Origin of the sequence: Bacillus sp. AFS073361, assembly GCF_002567005.1 — a bacterium.
In the GTDB taxonomy this organism is placed as follows: Bacteria; Bacillota; Bacilli; order Bacillales; family Cytobacillaceae; genus Neobacillus.
The window spans coordinates 13,536-32,878 of sequence record NZ_NUZU01000006.1; the positions used below are offsets into that span (position 1 = coordinate 13,536).

Annotated in this window: 11 protein-coding genes and 3 pseudogenes; all 14 read left to right on the forward strand. The window is 38.5% G+C overall.

Features of this window, described 5'->3' with window-relative positions:
- Window positions 1–7: 7 nt before the first annotated feature.
- A complete protein-coding gene (locus COJ96_RS04345) occupies window positions 8–1,009 on the forward strand; it encodes a helix-turn-helix transcriptional regulator (RefSeq protein ID WP_098571757.1) in 1,002 nt (333 codons plus the stop codon).
- 91 nt (window positions 1,010–1,100) lie between these two features.
- Window positions 1,101–2,480: a PD-(D/E)XK nuclease family protein gene (locus COJ96_RS04350; RefSeq protein ID WP_180229974.1), complete on the forward strand. Its 1,380-nt coding sequence runs from the start codon at window positions 1,101–1,103 to the stop codon at window positions 2,478–2,480.
- 672 nt (window positions 2,481–3,152) lie between these two features.
- On the forward strand, window positions 3,153–4,151 hold the full coding sequence (locus tag COJ96_RS04355) for a DnaD domain-containing protein (protein WP_257148415.1): 999 nt from the start codon (window positions 3,153–3,155) through the stop codon (window positions 4,149–4,151).
- Window positions 4,148–5,407, forward strand: coding sequence for a DnaB-like helicase C-terminal domain-containing protein (locus COJ96_RS04360; protein WP_098571759.1), 1,260 nt, complete (start codon window positions 4,148–4,150; stop codon window positions 5,405–5,407). Before COJ96_RS04355 ends, COJ96_RS04360 begins: the two co-directional genes overlap by 4 nt.
- Window positions 5,408–5,448: 41 nt before the next feature.
- Window positions 5,449–5,874, forward strand: a complete 426-nt coding sequence (locus tag COJ96_RS04365) for a hypothetical protein (protein WP_098571760.1) — start codon at window positions 5,449–5,451, stop codon at window positions 5,872–5,874.
- 79 nt (window positions 5,875–5,953) lie between these two features.
- Window positions 5,954–6,266, forward strand: a pseudogene (locus tag COJ96_RS29475) (catalase-related domain-containing protein); the annotation flags it as partial.
- 620 nt (window positions 6,267–6,886) lie between these two features.
- Complete coding sequence (locus tag COJ96_RS04375; protein ID WP_098571761.1) at window positions 6,887–8,584, forward strand: sigma-54 interaction domain-containing protein; 1,698 nt, start codon at window positions 6,887–6,889, stop codon at window positions 8,582–8,584.
- A 261-nt stretch (window positions 8,585–8,845) separates the two neighbouring features.
- Complete coding sequence (locus tag COJ96_RS04380; protein ID WP_098571762.1) at window positions 8,846–10,918, forward strand: hydantoinase/oxoprolinase family protein; 2,073 nt, start codon at window positions 8,846–8,848, stop codon at window positions 10,916–10,918.
- Window positions 10,919–10,920: 2 nt separating this feature from the next.
- Window positions 10,921–12,702 carry a hydantoinase B/oxoprolinase family protein gene (locus COJ96_RS04385; RefSeq protein WP_098571763.1) on the forward strand — a complete coding sequence of 594 codons (1,782 nt, stop codon included), beginning with the start codon at window positions 10,921–10,923 and terminating at the stop codon, window positions 12,700–12,702.
- 22 nt (window positions 12,703–12,724) lie between these two features.
- Complete coding sequence (locus COJ96_RS04390) at window positions 12,725–13,969, forward strand: hydantoinase/carbamoylase family amidase (protein ID WP_098571764.1); 1,245 nt, start codon at window positions 12,725–12,727, stop codon at window positions 13,967–13,969.
- Between the two features lie 168 nt (window positions 13,970–14,137).
- Window positions 14,138–15,610, forward strand: a pseudogene (locus tag COJ96_RS04395) (NCS1 family nucleobase:cation symporter-1).
- 123 nt (window positions 15,611–15,733) lie between these two features.
- Window positions 15,734–16,483 carry an aspartate/glutamate racemase family protein gene (locus COJ96_RS04400; RefSeq protein WP_098571765.1) on the forward strand — a complete coding sequence of 250 codons (750 nt, stop codon included), beginning with the start codon at window positions 15,734–15,736 and terminating at the stop codon, window positions 16,481–16,483.
- Between the two features lie 174 nt (window positions 16,484–16,657).
- Window positions 16,658–18,118: an IS1182 family transposase gene (locus COJ96_RS04405; protein ID WP_098571766.1), complete on the forward strand. Its 1,461-nt coding sequence runs from the start codon at window positions 16,658–16,660 to the stop codon at window positions 18,116–18,118.
- Window positions 18,119–18,632: 514 nt separating this feature from the next.
- Window positions 18,633–18,952 (forward strand): annotated as a pseudogene (locus COJ96_RS04410) (hypothetical protein); the annotation flags it as partial.
- Window positions 18,953–19,343 lie beyond the last annotated feature (391 nt).

Genomic DNA, 19,343 nt, shown 5'->3' on the forward strand with positions numbered 1-19,343 from the left:
AAAGAAAGTGAGTGAAAATAATACAGGAGTACGGTTATTAGCGTTAAAAGACATCTTTCGGAAAGAAACGGATGAAAATCATGAATTATCGATAAAAGAGCTTGTTGATAAGTTAAAAATCGAACTGCCGGGAAGCACAGCTGATCAAAAAGCGGTGAAAAGATACATTCAAACCCTTCAGGCTTCAGGGTTTGATATCATTGAAAACGAAGATAAATATGGGAAAAAATTTTACAGTCATCAAGAAAGGCTATTTGAAAACTATCAATTAAGGCTGCTGATTGACCCCATCCTATCTGCACGATTTATAACGGAAGAAGAAAAAAAGACCATTATAAACAATGTAAAGGAACTAACGAGTAAACACATTGCTAAGACTTTGCCAGACCCAATTGTCTATCAGCAATCGATTAACCAAGACTACCAATTAATTAAGTTACATATTGATAAAATTCATGATGCAATCTACCAAAGTAAAATGATTGCGTTTCAATATGGGGATATGGATATTCATAAAAACTTCCAGTTACGGCATGGAGGAGAAATGTATCAAATAAAGCCCCATGCCCTGATTTGGGAATCCGATTTTTATTACCTAATTGGTGACGATATTAAATATAGTGAAGGGAACAATCCACGAAATTATCGGTTAGACCGGATGAGGAACGTAACCATTTCTAATGAAAGATTTGCGCGTAAAAGAAAAGATTTAAGTACATATGTTCAAAATTCGTTCCATATGTTTGGCGGACAAGATGATTGGATAACCTTACAATTTAAACTTGAACAAAATGTTCTCAATGGTGTCATTGATAAATTTGGTATTGAGGCAGATATTCGGAAAGTGAACAATGAGGCATTCACCTTAAAGGCAAAAGCAAAACTGAGTCCAGGACTCAAGGCTTGGATCCTCGCGTGGGGAAGCAAGGTAAAGGTCATTTCCCCACAAACCCTTGTGGATGAGATAATAGAAGAGATTGAAAAAGTAAAAGAGCAATATAAAGAATAGGGTGTACCATTTTCAGCATACCCCTTTTCATTATAATGAATAGTAATAAGAGGATTTGTTTCAAGTTCATTGAAATATGGAGGAATACATAATGAAATCACTGAAAAGAATGCTTTATGAACTAACGATGGACAAAGAATTTGTCGCTTTAAAATTCCTGATTGATCGGCCGAATGTCTTTCATGTTGTTGGGGCTACCCATTTAGAAACTTGGCATTCAAGATTCTTATCTTGGCTTCTAGATCCCACAGAAAGACATATGCTAGGCTATTATCCGTTCCAGAGATTCTTAATGGCTATTGCCGAATCCGCTGAAGAAAATATTGACGACATTACCGATTTAGCCATGCTCAATGTAAATCAATTCAGAAATCCTGAAGTTATAGCCGAAAAGGATATCAACAAACTTGGTATCGATGAGCAGGAAACCATCGAGGAAATAGAAAAAAACGACGACAAAGGGAGGCTGGATGTCTTTTTTAAGGTAAATATCGTCGATGAAAAAGACCCAGGCAAGGAAAAAAAGTTAATCCTTGCTGTTGAGCAAAAGGTTTATGCCAGGGTGGATGTAAATCAATGCAATAAATACTTAAGAAAATTCGAAGAGAAGTTTAAAGACGAAACGTTTATGCTAGTAGGCTTAGTACCAAAAAGCCAAATAAAAGAATCAAATGAAGCCACGTTTGGCAGTTCCAAATGGTTCGGAATCGACTATCAGCAGCTAGTGGACATTGTTCTAATGCCTTGCCTGGAAAATCCAGATTTAAGCATTTACGCCAAACCGATTATTCAGCAGTATGTAGATGCATTACGGATGCCTTATAAAGGTAAACGGGAAAAATTGGCTACCATTGAAGAAGAACGAACCTTGGTCCGTTCCATATATGATCGCTTTGAAGATGTGTTTAAAGCGATTGCGAAAATATCAAATGAAGAGGACAGTGATGAAAGGAATTATGTCAGCACTGTTGTCAACGATACTTATGGTGAAGTATTTAGAACGATCAAATGGATCCTTAATGAGGAAAACGATGTCGAAGAGATATGGAATTTTTCAACTGGATTCCAAAGAAACATTTTTAAGAGATGGGACGAACTCCAGATGCTAATTAAACATGAGGGGAAAGAAACTGTTATCTATGGAAAATCTGTTCCGGAACTTTGGAAAGAAACTTTACAGTGGATTGAAGAGCATAATCTCCCTCTACGTCAGCTTATAGAAGAAGGCTTTATTCTTGGAGGCGGAGACAGAGGAAATCGTTATGCTATAGCGTTTCAACCTATCCATAAAAACAGAAAAAAGTTTGCCTCCATTCATACCTATGAATCTATCATAACGGGTGAGACATTTTACATTGAAACCAAAATTAACCCTGAAAGTGGTATGAAAACCATTGCTAAACTATTTAAAAAATTAGGTGTAGAGGTAGAGACTCCATTATTAGAGAATAGTGTCACCGTACCTTTTTAAGAAGACATAAGATGTTCAAATGAGGAAAGGGTAGCCTTAAAGCTGTGTTGGCCACCCTTTTGTGCTAGAAATAAAATGTTCAACATCACAGTAACAACTTCAAGTACAACAGTTATTCGGATTGTTCTACATTTAATCCTGAAGCCACCACCGACAGGCAGCTTTTATGAAGGTTTAAAAAAAAATCCCCTGGATTTATCCATGGGGCGAAGTCAACGTATCCGGGTTAAAGTTTAATCAATTAAGCAGATTTCCCGAATCAGAGATTGGAAAAAAATGTTCCATTGTAGAAACACCCAATCAGGTCCATGCGAATAGTATTATATTGTTCTCCTAAAACAGGATAAATAGCTTCGTCTGAAAATAAGCTCAAAAGTGACTGAAATGGCAAAAAACGCCTCCAAAAATCAAATTTGGAGGCGTTTTTTGACGTTTACGCTCTAAAATTGCCCTCAAATATGAAAAATGGTCATTCGCTAGATTCCACCGATCTCGATATATTGTAGAAGAACTGAGACGAGGAATTTCACTAAAAGGCCCTCGCAAAGGACAAGTTGATGAAAAGGTGTCATAAATTATCCACATATTAATGAAAAACATATGACCTTTTTCTTCATCTATTTCTATATAAAGTTTGAAGGAATTTTAGTAGAAGAAAGGCAGTGGTGGAAGATGGCAAAGTATCGAATGGTGCGCACGGATTTTTGGAAGAATCCAATGGTTTCTGAGGAGATGAGTCCGGAGGACAAATATTTCTATTTGTATCTACTGACCAATCCAGAAACAACCCAAATTGGAATCTATAAAATTACCAAAAAACAGATGGCTTTTGATTTGGGTTATTCGATTGAGAGTGTTCATGCGTTAATGGAACGGTTCACGGATCTTCACAAATTGATTCGTTACAATCCAGAAACAAGAGAACTTGCCATTAAAGACTGGGCAAGAAATAACCTGCATAAAGGCGGGAAACCGATCATGGATTGTATTTATTCCGAACTAAAGGAAGTGGTGGATACCTCGCTGATTCGATATGTTTCGGAATCCATTCTTAAGGAAGAAATGCGTAGTCTTTTTGATTCGTTTTGTGGACAAGATGAACTGTTATTTAACGGGGAATATAGAGGCCAAGATGAAAGTTATCCATACATAGAAGAGGATGACGAGATGTTAGATGATTCGTTCTCGTCTCGTTATACGGTACGTGGACAAAAAGAAAATGAAAATAAAAATAAAAATAAAAAACAACAAGAATCTTTTCAACCAAATATAGTGGAAAATCCAGACAGCGAGCTTCCGTCACGAACGAATCAAAAAGAGGTGGTTGTTAAAGAAATTGTGGAGTTTTGGGACAACAATGGATTTGGTTTCACGAACATAAATGCGAAACAGCAGCTGTTAATTTGGTTTGATGATTCTAGCTTCTTGCAGCCGAAAGAGATCATATTAAAAGCCATGAATATTGCCTGTGCCAGTAACAAGCGAAAGTTGAACTATGTGGTTGGAATTCTAAAAAACTGGGAAAATGAAAATCTATTGACCGTAGAAGAAATCGATTCCTATCAAGAGAAGCAAAGGCCTGTACAAAGGCAATCAACTGCACCGTTTTCTTCAGGAAGAGATATTCCACGTGGAATTAATCTCGATTTTACGGCAGGTGAAGAGGAATGAGTATCGCGGAAAAAGCGTTCTTAGGAAGCTTGATGAAGGCGGAGTATTTACTCAAGGATACCGTGGTCCAACCTGAACATCTGGAAAGTACACGGCATAAAGAAATCATGCGAAGAATGGTCGAGTTTAACCGTGTGGGGAAGAATGTTGATTTGATTACCTTTACCACCTTACCTGAACTCGAATCATTCGGGGGCATGTCTTACCTTTCGGAACTGTTAGCATATGCGGATGTGGAGAAATTTGATGCAATGGAGACACTGATTCTTGACTCGTGGAAGGAAAGGGAAAAGAGAAACATCTTAACCGTTGCTGCCATGAATGATTGGGAGATTGCCAGAGTCATTGCCGAATTGGATAAAATTAACCAAATGAAAATGGATGATCACACCTCCCTGCAAAATGCGTTGGCAGATATTTATGAGGCTCCCTGGGAAGATCAAAAACTCACGGAACAGGCAACAACGGGTATCGAACACCTCGATAAAGTAACGGGTGGCTTTCGGAATGGGGAAGTGACGATTCTCGCCGCCAGACCATCGATGGGAAAAACCGACATGATGCTCCATTTTGCAAAAATGTCGGGTTGGGCAGGATTTCTGCCCCTCGTCTTTTCCTTAGAGATGCCTGAAAAGCTGATAACTTCGCGATTAATGGCATCGACAGGGGGCTTTAACCGGGCTAAAATGCGGGATCCAAAAAGAATGCTCAGTTCAAATCAAAAGAATAGATGGTCAGATGTGATTAGTAACCTCAGTGAAACCCATATCCAAATTTTTGATGGGGGTGGCCAAACGATTGCAGAAATGAGAGCAAAAACGAGAAAGCTGATGAATCAATTTCCATACAAGAAACCAATCCTGTTTATCGATTATCTAACCCTCATCCGTTCAGGGCAATTTTTCGGCGGGAATTCTCATTTACAAATCACCGAAATATCGAAATCCCTGAAAACGATGGCAAAGGATTATGATTGCCCCGTCATTTGTCTGGCGCAGCTCAATCGCTCAGTGGAATCACGAGCTGATAAACGGCCGATGATGTCTGATATTCGAGAATCGGGCAGTGTGGAGCAGGATGCCGATGTCATTTTGTTCTTGTATCGTGAAGCGTATTATGACAAGAACTCGCAGGATCATTCCCTTGAAATCATCATATCGAAAAATCGAAATGGTCCTGTTGGAAGCCTCGCTGTAAATTACAACCAGGAAACAGGAAGGATTGTGGAACGAAAGGAATCGAATCTGCCGTTGTAACTTCTATTTAGCCGAAATTACTTATATTGAGGTGTGATCACATGATTGTGAAAGAACTATATATGGATTGTTTCCGTTATGAAGAATCATCATTGGCACATTACATCTACCATTTACTAGCAGAGAAGAAAATTTCATTAGAGGACAACTTTTCCATCAAAGATTTAGATCGAGCGGACCATCAGAAAGTAAAGGAATTGATTCAAAACAATGTATTAGGCTTTCATAAAGTGAGCATCTTCTCACTGAAAATGAACCAGAAGGATTTTGTTTTTATCTTTGCAGCCAACGATCGGGAGGCCATCCAATTTTATACCAACACATTTCATCAAAACCCATTGAATTGTCACGAGTATTCGCTAGATTACCAGCTCGATAGAGGAAATGGTGTGATTGCGTTTCGTGACATGAGGAAGGAATTCAAGAGTTTTCCAGCTATCGCGGGATTTTGTGAGAGGGAAAGGTAAGGTATTTATTTAAGCGTGTTTTAGTTGCTGGTATCTATCGAACCGAAACAATGCCAAACACCTACTATTAACTTCAGTGGGTGTTTTTTACCTGCTTTTCCAGGATTGGGAGCGCGATGAATTAATCAAAAACCTGTCTGAAGCACTGGCAATCTGTGACAAACGAATTCAAGATGCCATGATCCATCATTTCACCCAAGCCGATGAAGACTATGGCCGCCGTGTGAAGGAAAGGGATCGAACAGGTAATGAAAGATATCCAAGAAATGAAGGCGGAAAATCAAGTTCCAGGCCGTGAAGCGGGTAAATCGAAATTTGGGCAGGGAACCATTGCGGCCAACGAAGCGACAAAAGAGGCTGTGAAGAAAGGGCACGAAGCGGGCCCTTATTAATAATGATATACCTGGCATCAATGTCAAAAACCGCCGTCAAATTGACGGCGGTTTCTTTGTATAACTAGGCTCTGAAAATAACGAAATGTTGACTTCCAAATATAAAGGAAGAAATTCCGGCTATTTTGGAAAATACCCCTACTTCTTCAATTATAAGAGGAGATTTTCCGCTTATATGATTCAAATCGGTGGATATTGTGTTATTTCAAGCGGTTAAGCGGAATATCTCCTTCTATTGCAACTTTTTAACAAACCTCAATATCATTAGCCGGAAATCCTCCGCTTATGAATTCTTATACCCTCACAAAAATCAACATAACCTATGGCTTATTTACCCGCAAATTGTGCTTTTTTCTGTTCAACGGCTTTCAAATCAAAGCGGTCAGCATTCATCACCTTAACCCAGGCAGCGATAAAGTCACGGACAAACTTCTCTTTGTTATCATCTTGAGAATATACTTCTGCAATGGCACTGAGTAATTGGATGGTGTGGCACTTTAATGTTGTCTTTCAAGTTGAAATAGTAGCAATTGTCTAATAATTAGAAGGATAAATAAACAAATCTAATTTATAATATATTTTATAATCTTAAAATACCAAGGAGTCTGGAGGAACAAAATATGTTTCCATTACATGAAATAGGTGTCAACTTTCCTTTTGGCTTGCTATTAGTAGATTTTAAAGGTGAAATCCAATATGCTAACCCCGTATGTGAGGATATTCTAAAGATAAAAAAGCCCTATATGAAATTTATTCAAGAGGTATTGCCAGGGAGCAGCATAATAAAAGTCATTAAAGACGGAAATTTTGAGATTATCGAGTATACAACTAATATCAATCTGTGTCTAATGAATATTTCCTTAGTTCCAGAAAAACTGGGAGGGATTGTTTTTTTAGATGATCATACCTATCATGATTTTATCGACCATTCTTCTAGAGTAATAGATTTAAAGCAGGAATTAGAAGCAATTATGAATTTGAGCGGTGAATTAGTTACGATTACGGATGCCAATGGAAAAGTATTACGTGTGAATAATACTTGTGAGCAAATCCTAGGTGTTAAGGAATTTGAATTAGTAGGTAAAGTGGCATCGGCATTAGAAAAGAATGGCGTCATTGATACGTCCTCAACCCTACATGTCATTCGGAATAAAGGTAGAGTAAAGATGCACCAAGTAACGAAATTCGGGCGACGATTGATGGTTGAAGGACATCCAATATTCCATGCTGATGGGACGTTAAGCAAGGTAATTAATATTTCAAAGGATGTAACAGAGATTGCTAACCTGCAAAAAAAATTAGAAGAAACAAAAGCTGTACTCGATTACTATCAACAGCAACTAAATATATTTCAAAAGCAAGAGCAAAGTTTTGTGTTTAAATCAAAGGCAATGGAAGAGGTTTATGAGCTTGCCTGCAGAGTAGCGGATGTAGATGCTACCATTTTCCTACACGGAGAAACAGGTGTAGGCAAAGAAGTTTTAGCTAGAACGATTCATCAATTGAGTAATAGAAAAGATGCTCCTTTTATTAAGATAAATTGTGGTGCCATTCCTGAAAGTATTATGGAATCAGAACTGTTTGGTTATGCAAAAGGTACATTTACTGGCGGAAATAAAGAGGGGAAAAAGGGGTTAGCTTTAGCCGCTGATAAAGGTACTTTATTTTTAGATGAGGTCGGAGAATTACCGCTTAATTTACAGGCGAAATTACTTCAATTATTACAAGAAAAGCAGTTTACGCCACTTGGAGAAACGAAACCAGTACAAGTGGATGTCCGCTTTATTACGGCAACCAATCGCAATTTGGAGGATATGGTCAAACAGGGAACATTCCGAGAAGATTTATATTATCGTTTGTTTGTAATTCCTATTGTCATCCCCCCATTGGCTGAGCGAAAAGAGGATATTCCCTTTATGATTAGCCATTTTTTAGATACATTTAATCAAAAATACAAACTCTATAAAACAATCGATAAAGAAGTAGTACAGTTTTTTATAGATTATGAATGGAAGGGGAATGTGAGAGAATTACAAAATACAATTGAAAGGCTTGTCCTCACATCTTCATTACAACATATTGAGCTAAAGTCCTTACCAGATAAATTTGTAAAATCAAGGACTAAAACTGATGAGTATATTCATGGGAATTTAAAGCATGAAATGGAGTTGTTTGAAAAAAAGATGATCCTACAAGCATTAGAATCGTCTCCCACTATGAAGGAAGCAAGTAAAAAACTTGGGGTAGATCCAGCAACAATTACTCGAAAAGTGCAAAAGTACAATATCAAAATTGCAAGATCGCAATATCAATTGTGATTTTGCAATTTTCCCTTTTATCCATCTATTAGAAATTTTAAGAACTATTAATAGCGGTGTTTGGTATGTTTGTTTACTTTTTTTGATTAATTTAAAAATTGAGAATTTTTAGATGCAAAGGTGTCTAACTTTGAAGATTAAATTGCAGTTCTGCAATTTTGATAAAAGCTCTAAATCAGGAAAGCTATTATATTAACATTTTCACTTTGGCACGGTTCTTGCAATATTAAGTATAAGCAAATAAAAAGGAGGAAATGCATTATGAAATTATTTGGCGTTGATGTAGGGGGAACTTTCACAGATGTCATCTACAGTGATACGGAAAAAAGGATAACAGCTATTCATAAAGTGCCAACCACATTAGAAGATCCATCAACAGGTGTTGTTAATGGAATTCTTGAACTGTGTGAACGTCAGAATATTAATAAAACAGAAATTGATCACGTATTCCATGGAACGACCATTGCTACAAATGCAATCCTTGAATATGACGGGGCTAAAACAGGTATGATCACCACAGAAGGATATAGGGACATCATACATATCGGACGCCATCAACGTCCGCAAAATTATTCGATTATGCAGGAAATCCCTTGGCAGGATCGACCTCTCGTGCAACGAAGGAATCGGGTTGCCGTCGCGGAAAGAATGGGTCCTGTAAAGGACCAGGTTATTACTTCATTAGATGAAGATCAAGTACGTGCAGCTGTAGCCGCATTAAAGGAAAAGGGAGTAGATTCCATTATTGTCAACTTCCTATTTTCATATATTAATCCTGCACATGAACAACGAGTCAAGGAAATTATTGAAGAAGATTACCCAGAAGCATTTATTACTGTATCGTCTGATGTTTCACCACAATTCCGTGAATTTGAACGCTTTACCACTGCTTCTATTAACGGTTTTGTTGGACCTAAAGTTAAAAGTTACATTCAGAACCTTGAACAGCGGTTGAAGGATTCTGGAATTCCTGCTGAACTTCACATCATGTGCTCAAACGGTGGAGTCGCCACACCTAAAACTGTTTCAGAAAAGCCTGTAAATACACTTCTATCAGGTCCTGCCGCAGGAATATTAGGTGGAGCATGGGCCGGTGAATTAACAAATCGCGAGAAATTAATCACCTTTGATGTTGGAGGAACAAGTGCAGATATCGGTATCATCACAGGTAACGGGTATAGTGAATCCTCAGCTCGTGACACTTGGATTGCCGGATATCCAGTCATGGTACCGATGATTGATATTCATACAATTGGAGCAGGCGGGGGAAGTATTGCCCACATCGATGAAGGCGGAGCATTCAAAGTAGGACCTAGGAGCGCAGGTTCTCGTCCAGGGCCAGCTTGCTATGGTCATGGAGGTTTAAAACCGACTGTTAGTGACGCGAATGTTGTTTTAGGAAGAATCGATGAGCACAACTTCCTTGGTGGAGAGATGAAAATCTATTCGAATGCGGCTTATAAAGTAATTGACGAATTGGCAGAAAAACTCGATTTAAGCAGAGAAAGAACCGCTGAAGGTGTTCTTCAAATCATGAATAACAATATGGCAAATGCGATTCGTGAAAAAACCATTCAAAAAGGCGAGGACCCTAGAGAGTTTTCATTGGTAGCATTTGGTGGTGCAGGTCCGTTACACGCTGTAGACGTGGCCCAAATCTTAAATATCCCAGAAGTAATCATCCCGCTATATCCAGGAATTAATTCTGCCACTGGTCTATTAACAACCGATTTAAAGTATGACGTCATCAAAACTGAATTCATGATTAGTACGAATTTGGATTTCAATACTTTGAATGAAGATTTTAGTACTTTGGAAAATCAATTGATTCAACAATTGAAAGAGGATGGAGTGTCTGAAAAGGAAATTCAAATTCTTCGCAGTGCTGATTGCCGATACGCCGGACAGGGATATGAACTGCGGGTTGATTTGCCTAATGGATTGCTTGACCAAGAAACAATTGTTGAAGCATTGGATAATTTCCACGAAAGTCATAAAGGGGAGTATGGACACAACTTCCTTGAAAGTCCGATTGAGTTTGTTAACATACGTGTGACTGGTTTGGGCTACATGCCAAAAATTGAAAAGCAAGCCATTCATCATGACTTTGAATTAGAAGATGCATTATTAAAAACGGGTGTAACTACTTTTAATGTGAATGGAAGTCTTGAAAAAGTAGAGACAAAATTTTATCAAAGAGAAAAGTTGCCTGTTGGTCAAGAATTTTATGGTCCATGTATTGTTCTGCAAAAAGATACAACCACTGTTATTCCTCCTAACTGTACGGCTTTTATTGAGGAATTCGGAAATATGATTATCAAGGTAGGTGTATAGTTATGTCACAAATCAGTACTGAAACCAAAAAAATCGATCCGATCACAGTCCAAGTCGTCCTTGGAGCTTTAGAAAATGTTGCAGTTGAAATGGGGCACAAGCTTGCGCGGATGTCTTATTCTAGTATTATCCGAGAATCAGAAGATTTTGGCTGTGCTCTTGTTGATATTAAAGGGCAGCAGTTATGCGAGTCATCACATAGCACTCCGCTTCAATCGGGTCCTATTCCAGGTTATGTAAATGGAATCCGTCAGATTATGGAGGAGCGCAATGATACGTTTAATCCTGGCGATGTCATTATGCATAATTCACCGTATCATGGTGCCTCCCACGGTCCGGATGTTGGATTTTGTATTCCCGTATTCTACCAAGAAGAGCTGATTGGCTTTTCAGTTACTACCGCTCACCATCTTGATATTGGGGCATCCACACCAGGAAGCTGCGGAATTGTGGACGCAGTAGATGCCTATGCTGAAGGTCTTCAATTTAAGGCGATTAAGGTGTATGAAAAAGGCGTCAAAAACCGATATATTTGGGATATTTTATACGATAACATTCGGGCATCGAAATTGGTCGTTGGTGATATGGAAGCCCAAATTGCAGCTGCTAAGATTGGGGCACAAAGATATATTGAAATCATTGAAAAATATGGGTTAGATACGGTTCAAGCAGCAAGTGAAGAATTGATGAATTACTCGGAAAAGATGATGAGAGATGCGATTAAAAAGCTGCCGAATGGAGAATACACAGCGGAAGGCTTTTTGGATGGATATTTAGATAGTGAAGACCCGGCTAAAAAGGATTTAAGAATTAAGGTGACCGTAAAGGTTGATGGCAGTGATTTAACGGTTGACTTGACAGGGACTGCCCCTCAGGTGACAGATAAACCAATTAATATGCCTTTAATAGGAACAGTCGATATTGCGATTTATCTAACCTTACGATCCATTTTACTGGATTCAACTGTATACGGAAATTTCCCGCAAAATTCTGGCTTAATTAGACCGATTAAAATTGTCGCTCCTAAAGGAACATTATGTAATCCAATTTTTCCGGCACCGACCATCGCACGGTTTAACTCTGGAAATATTGTCGCCGATACATTAATGAAAGCATTGGCACAAGTAGTTCCACATCAGGTCAGTGCTGGTGTAGGAAACCTTCAAGTTGTGGCATTCAGCGGAAAAAATGAGGATGAAAATTACTGGGTGTACATGGATATCATGGAAGGCAGCTATGGAGGACGCTATGGGAAAGATGGCATGGATGCGGTTGATACCTTATACGCGAACACACGAAATAACCCAATTGAAGATATTGAATCTCACTATCCTTTACGAGTAAATCGTTACGAGCTAAGAGATAACGAAAGTGCTCCAGGCAAGTGGCGTGGTGGAATTGGTTCGATCCGTGAGGTCACGTTCTTGGCTGATGGCAGTTTCTCAGTGGAAGCGGATGGCTATAAATTTGCACCTTGGGGCTTTAATGAAGGAAAATCGGGTTCAGTCGGCAGTTTATCCATCCAAGACAAAGAGGCCAAAGAAGTAACAAAACTTCCTTCTAAACTACCAAATAGACAGGCAAAAGAAGGCAGTACGATTCAACTTGTAGGTCCATGTGGCGGTGGATATGGAAATCCACACGAAAGAGAGCCAGAGAAGGTTCTTTCCGATTACCTGGATGGGTTTATCACAAAAAAACAGGCTATAAGGGAATATGGAGTTTTCATCTGTGAGGATGAATCAATAGATTATCAGAAAACAAGTGAATTGAGGAACCGTTAGTTTAACTTAGTGGAGGATGGCGATGAAAACAGTTACGATCAGTAAAGAACGAATAAAGCTCCATATTGAGCAGTTAGGCGAGATTGGAAAGACTGTTGATAATGGCGTCCAACGTCTGGCATTGTCTAACGAAGATAGAGAAGCGACTATTCTCGTTTCTGAATGGATGAGAGAATCCGGGCTCACGGTAAGACATGATCATTTTGGTAACTTAATTGGGCGGAAAGAGGGGCAGAATCCCTTCCTCCCGCCTGTTATGATAGGTTCCCATATTGACTCTGTGCGAAATGGCGGAAAATTTGATGGGGTAATTGGAGTCCTTGCTGGGATTGAAATTGTTCATACGTTATCGGAACAGAGTATCGTTCATGATCATCCAATTGAAGTCGTAGCATTCTGTGAAGAAGAAGGTTCACGGTTTAATGATGGATTATTTGGAAGCAGAGGGATGGTCGGTAAAATAAAGTATCAAGATTTGCAAAAAGTGGATGATAACCAAGTAACAAGATATGATGCACTTAAGAATTTTGGCTTCGGTATTAATCCTGATTTAATCGAGCAATCAGTACGCAATAAAGGTGAAATTAAGCAATATTACGAGTTGCATATTGAACAGGGCCCCTTTTTAGAAACCAAAGAATACCCAATAGGGATTGTCAGTGGAATTGCCGGCCCTTCTTGGTGCAAAGTAAGGATCATTGGCGAAGCAGGACATGCGGGAACTGTTCCAATGAGTCTCCGTCGAGATCCCATGGTGGGAACTGCAGAAATCATTCAAGAAGTAGAAAGACTTTGTATGAATGACCCTGAGGCACCTACTGTTGGTACAGTAGGGATCATCTCCGCTTTTCCTGGTGGCACCAACATTATTCCAGAATCTATCGAATTTACCCTTGATATTCGGGATATCGATCTGGATAGAAGGAACCATGTGATTGGAAAAATAGAAGAGAAGATTATTCAGGTATGCAGGACCAGAGGATTGGGATATGAATTTGAAAAGAACATGGTAGCTGCACCAGTAATGTGTTCAGAGAGTCTTATTCAATCCTTAACAGAAACAAGCATGGAACTTGGAATCGAAGCCCCCGTAATGGTTAGCGGAGCAGGACACGATGCGATGTTTCTGGCAGAAATTACCGAAATAGGCATGGTCTTTGTCCGGTGCCGGAATGGAATAAGCCATAACCCAAAAGAGTGGGCAGAAATAGAGGATATCGCTGCCGGTACGAATCTGCTCTTTGAAACAGTTTTAAAGCATATATGATGCAACAGTATGGCAGTCATCTTTGACTGCCATACAAAGGGTTTATCCAATGGAATTTTTCGAAATATTTTGTATTTTAAAACAATCTCCTTATGTACACTGCAAAAAGACAATTTATACAAATGGTCCACGGATGGTGCCTGACACCAAAATTTAATTGAAGGAGAAGTGATCCATTTGGATTCAAAACCTATTATTAGTAACCCGGAGTCTTCCTTATATAATGAGGATCTTGCTCCGATTCCCAAGGAAAAGAGAACTTGGGGTTGGTTATCTTACTCGGCGATCTGGATGGGAATGATTCACAATATTGTTTCCTAGGAACTTGCTGGCGGCTTGATTGCCATTGGAATGAGCACTTGGCAAGCATTAGCTGCAGTTATCATTTCCAACGTATTCTTAATTGTTGCACTTTGGTTTAACAGTGCTGCTGGAGCCAAATATGGTCTGCCATTCCCTGTTTTGATAAGGGCATCGTTTGGTTATAAAGGGGCCCATTTCCCTGTAATGATTCGTGCTGTTATCGCCATTTTTTGGTTTTCGGTGCAGACGTACTTGGGCAGTAAAGCAGTTGGTGCCATCATTAGTGTCGTTTACCCTGTCTGGGATTCCCTTGGAGCCTACTCATTTTTGGGAATGGGACTAAATGATTGGATAGGCTTTGCAGCGTTCTGGCTGATGCATGCCTGGGTGGTTTCACATGGAATGGAGCGGGTCAGAAATTTTGAATTGTGGGCTGGACCACTAGTAATAGTTTTAGCTTTAGGATTGGTTTTTTGGTCAATCAAAGTAGCAAATGGTATCGGGCCTATTTTCTCCGTGGAGGCAAAAATTTCTGGCGGGGCATTTTGGAACAGCTTTTTAATCGGTGTGACGGGGATGATAGGAGGATTTGCTACTTTAGTATTAAATATCCCTGACCTCACACGTTTTGCCAAAAGCCAAAAGGACCAAGCTATCGGCCAGGCTGTTGGATTACCGATAATGATGACGTTTTTTGGTTTGATGAGCATCATGATTACTGTGGGAACAATTAGGGCCTTCGGTAAACCGATTACCAATCCGGTAGAAGTCCTGCTCCAATTTAAGGATCAACCTGTAGTGGTCTTATTGGGGGCATTCGCCCTATTAGTTGCTACTCTCTCAGTCAATGTTGTTGCAAACGTTGTTTCTCCGGCATACGATTTGATCAATTTAGTTCCTAGTAAACTCAATTTTGTTAAAGCAGGTATTATTTCCATAATAGTAGGTGTATTTTTTGCACCATGGCTCTGGATCAATAATGCAAATTTAATCTTTACTATTGCAGGAGCCATTGGAGGGACCCTAGGACCAGTAGCAGGCATTATGATAGTAGATTACTATTTAATCCAAAATCGTCGATATGATTTAAATAGTTTCTTCGTTAAGGATGGGGATTACACCTATAGAAATGGATGGAATCCGCGGGCTTTTGTCGCAATGATACTAGGTGCAATTGTTGCCTTAATAGGCCTTGTGGTTCCTGCACTACAATCTCTCTATACTTATAACTGGTTTTTAGGAATAATAGTGGGCGGACTTACCTATTATTTCTTGATGCGATCTAAGCAAAACCAGGCCGTATCAACATCGGTAGGAAAGAAAGTTTCAAATGAATAATACAAACATAATAAATGATTCAACCTGCAATTTTACCTTTCCCAACATCTAGATTCAATAGCATAAAGCATTCTGAAATTAGTTAATGGTTTAGATTATGAATTAGATTGGGAGGATAAAAAAATGAAAATTAAAGTAATCAATCCGAATACGACGTTGGAGATGACGAAAGGAATTGAACATGCAGCCTTAGCCGCTGCGCGTCCTGATACACAAATACTTGCAGTAAGCCCGAAAATGGGCCCATCTTCAATTGAATCCTTTTATGATGAGTACTTAGCCATTCCTGGGGTGATTGAAGAGATTAAAAAGGGAGAAGAAGAAGGGGTGGATGCTTATGTTATTGCCTGCTATGGCGACCCTGGATTACAGGCTGCCAGAGAAGTGACTGACAAACCTGTGGTAGGGATTGCGGAAGCATCGCTTTATTTAGCATCTATGCTTGCTGCGAGATTTTCGGTTGTAACTGTGTTGCCTAGAATTAAAACGATGTTAGAAGAACTCGTTGATTCCTATGGAATGAGTAAACGTGTCTTAAACATCAGATGTACCCCACTCGCAGTGCTTGATTTTGAAAGAGATCCTGAAGGCGGCATTGAAACATTAAGACAGGAAGGAAAAAGGGCTGTGGAGGAAGATAAGGCAGAAGCTATCTTGCTTGGATGTGCAGGTATGGCTGAATTTGCAAATAGCCTTGAAAAAGAGTTAGGTGTACCGGTTCTCGATGGAGTAACAGCGGCAGTGAAATTTGCTGAATCCATTGTCGATCTAGGTAAGAAAACAAGCAAGCTTAACACCTACAAATACCCTGAGAAAAAAGAATACATCGGCAACTTAGCCAGCTTTGGTGTTAGTGCCGTAAAGGAAAAATAACTTTTAGCTTCAGCGATCGTTAAACAGCAAATGTACCTAGGCAAATTCCCACCTGATTTTAGGAGGGCACTGAAAAAGTCCAATATTTAATAAAGGCAGTTGAAAGTTCAATGAACTTTCAACTGCCTTTTTACTTTATAATATTGTTATCAAATGTACGTAGGTGGTATCCAAATGATTTCAAATCAAGAATCTTTTAACTTAAGCCCATTCATGTCTTTATACGATATTGTTGTACCAAAAGATAATATGCTTCGTAAAATTAATGAGCTTGTAGATTTTTCATTCATACAGGAAGAATTGAAATCAAAATATTGTATTGACAATGGTCGCAATGCTGTTTCACCAGTTCGTATGTTCAAATATTTACTTCTTAAATCAATCTATGATTTGTCTGATGTAGATGTTGTAGAACGTTCCAAATACGATCTGTCATTTAAATATTTTCTCGACATGGCTCCAGAGGATTCAGTAATTGACCCAAGCTCTTTAACCAAATTCCGAAAACTCCGTCTTAAAGATGTGGGTTTATTAGATATGCTTATTGGCAAAACCGTTGAGATTGCTCTAGAAAAAGAGATCATTAAAAGCAAAACAATTATCATGGATGCAACACATACAAAAGCACGTTATAATCAAAAATCACCGAAAGAGTTTTTACAAGAAAAATCAAAAATTGTCCGAAAATCAGTCTATCAAGTAGATGAATCAATGAAAGAAAAATTCCCGTCAAAAACTACTTCTAACGACGTAAACGATGAATTAGATTATTGTCGTCAAGTCATTACAGTTGTTGAAACTGAACCACAAATCGCCGAGATTCCTGCTGTTAAAGAAAAATTAAATGTACTAAAAGAAGTTGTAGAAGATTATGCATCACAATTGAGTTTTTCAACTGATCCAGATGCACGTATCGGACACAAAACAGCGGATTCTTCTTTCTTTGGATTTAAAACACATATAGCTATGAGTGATGAACGAATCATTACAGCTGCTATTGTTACTACTGGTGAGAAAAGTGATGGTAAATATTTAAAAGACTTAGTAGAGAAAAGTAAAGAAGCAGGCATGACAATTGATAGAATTATTGGTGATACAGCTTATTCAGAAAAAGAAAATATCCAGTATGCAAAAAAAGAAGAATTTCAACTAGTCTCTAAACTGAATCCTCTAATCACACAAGGTGGACGTGCGAAAGAGGATGAATTTGAGTTTAATAAAGATGCTGGTATGTACGTTTGTAAAGCAGGTCACATGGCAGTACGTAAAGGACGAACAGGTAAGAAAGGTCAGGGTAAAAATCAAAAAGATACCTATTATTTTGATATTAAAAAATGTAAAGTATGTCCTTTACGTGAGGGCTGTTATAATGAAGGGGCAAAAAGTAAAACATATTCTGTTTCAATAAAATCCACTGAGCATAAGGATCAGGAGGCATTTCAAAACAGTGAAGAGTTTAAAGAACTTGCACGCTCTCGTTATAAAATTGAAGCAAAAAATAGTGAGTTAAAGCATAGACACGGGTATGAAACGGCATCATCTGCGGGTCTATTTGGAATGGAGATTCAAGGAGCCACAACGATATTTGCAGTTAATCTCAAGCGGATCTTAAAACTTCTTATTGAAAAAGAATAAAAAAGAAAAGGAAAAAGGCAATTTGCATTGAGATTGAAGAATAAAAAACGTAAGTTTTTCAGTGCCCTCGATTTTTTAGGTGGGGATTTTTTATTTTTAAATAATAAATATTTTTTCAGTTAATGGATAAAATTGTTGGTTGATAATAATGTAAAAACTCGAAATATTTAAGCCAGTGACTTTTACGAGTAATGGAATACAAGTAATTCATACACAGCTAGCCCAGCCATGCACATAATTTACCTTAACAGGGTTTCAACCCAGCTCATCAAGGTTTTAAATTTGGAAACAGTTTCGTTTGTATAAGGGGACGATAGGAAACTCAGTCTTCTGGCGTCTCTAAAGACTTAGCTGCTATTTGGCTTAAAGGAGAAATTTTTTGAAAAATTTCCGGTTCGTGAGATTATGTCACCTCTTTTCATCCAAAAATATTGGACATTGCCAGATTACTTGAAGGTAAATCCAACGTATGAAGACAGAAGGTTTTTACAAATAGTCGATGATTTGTTAAGAGAGGATTATTGTTTATAGTCTTGGGAACTACATGTTTGGCGGAAATCGAAACCCACGGGATAAGGATACTTACGTATTTCAACAGAATTTTCATTTAACGAATGGAAAGCTAAACGATAAAAAAGAAATAAATGTTGTCCCATTCTCCATTTCTTCTGTATCTAATCGCAATAATTATCAAGCTACTAAATTATCAGGTTCTCAGGCGGAACGTGTAAAAAGAAGATCATTAGTTCATCGAATAAAATCAATGGGTCAGAATGGCTGGCAGAGAACTTCGTAAAAAGACTGTCGAGGTATACGTTAGGAACGTTGACATAACAGGATTTATAGAGGGCTGAATGGGGTACTGGTGTCCTCCACAGTCTTCAAAACTGCTTGAGACCTGGGTGCCAGTTTTGTTAGTTTCGTATTTATGCAATCCCTGAAAGGTAGAGTTCACTTTTCTTAAATTTATTTATAAGTCGCAGCAAAGTATATAATCTAAAAACAAATGCACTCAAATTATTTTCTACAGTTGGAATGCCAGAACATATCCTTATTGGAGTGTTCTGGCATTTTTTGTATTATTGGACCATAATTAAATGTAAAAAGGGTGAGAAACTAGTATCCAATAGATTGACCTAGCACCGCTAGATTGATGAAACTTGATGTCAGTTAGGATCGAATCTTATTAATTGTTAAAAGATATCTGTAAGCCCGTATTCAAACA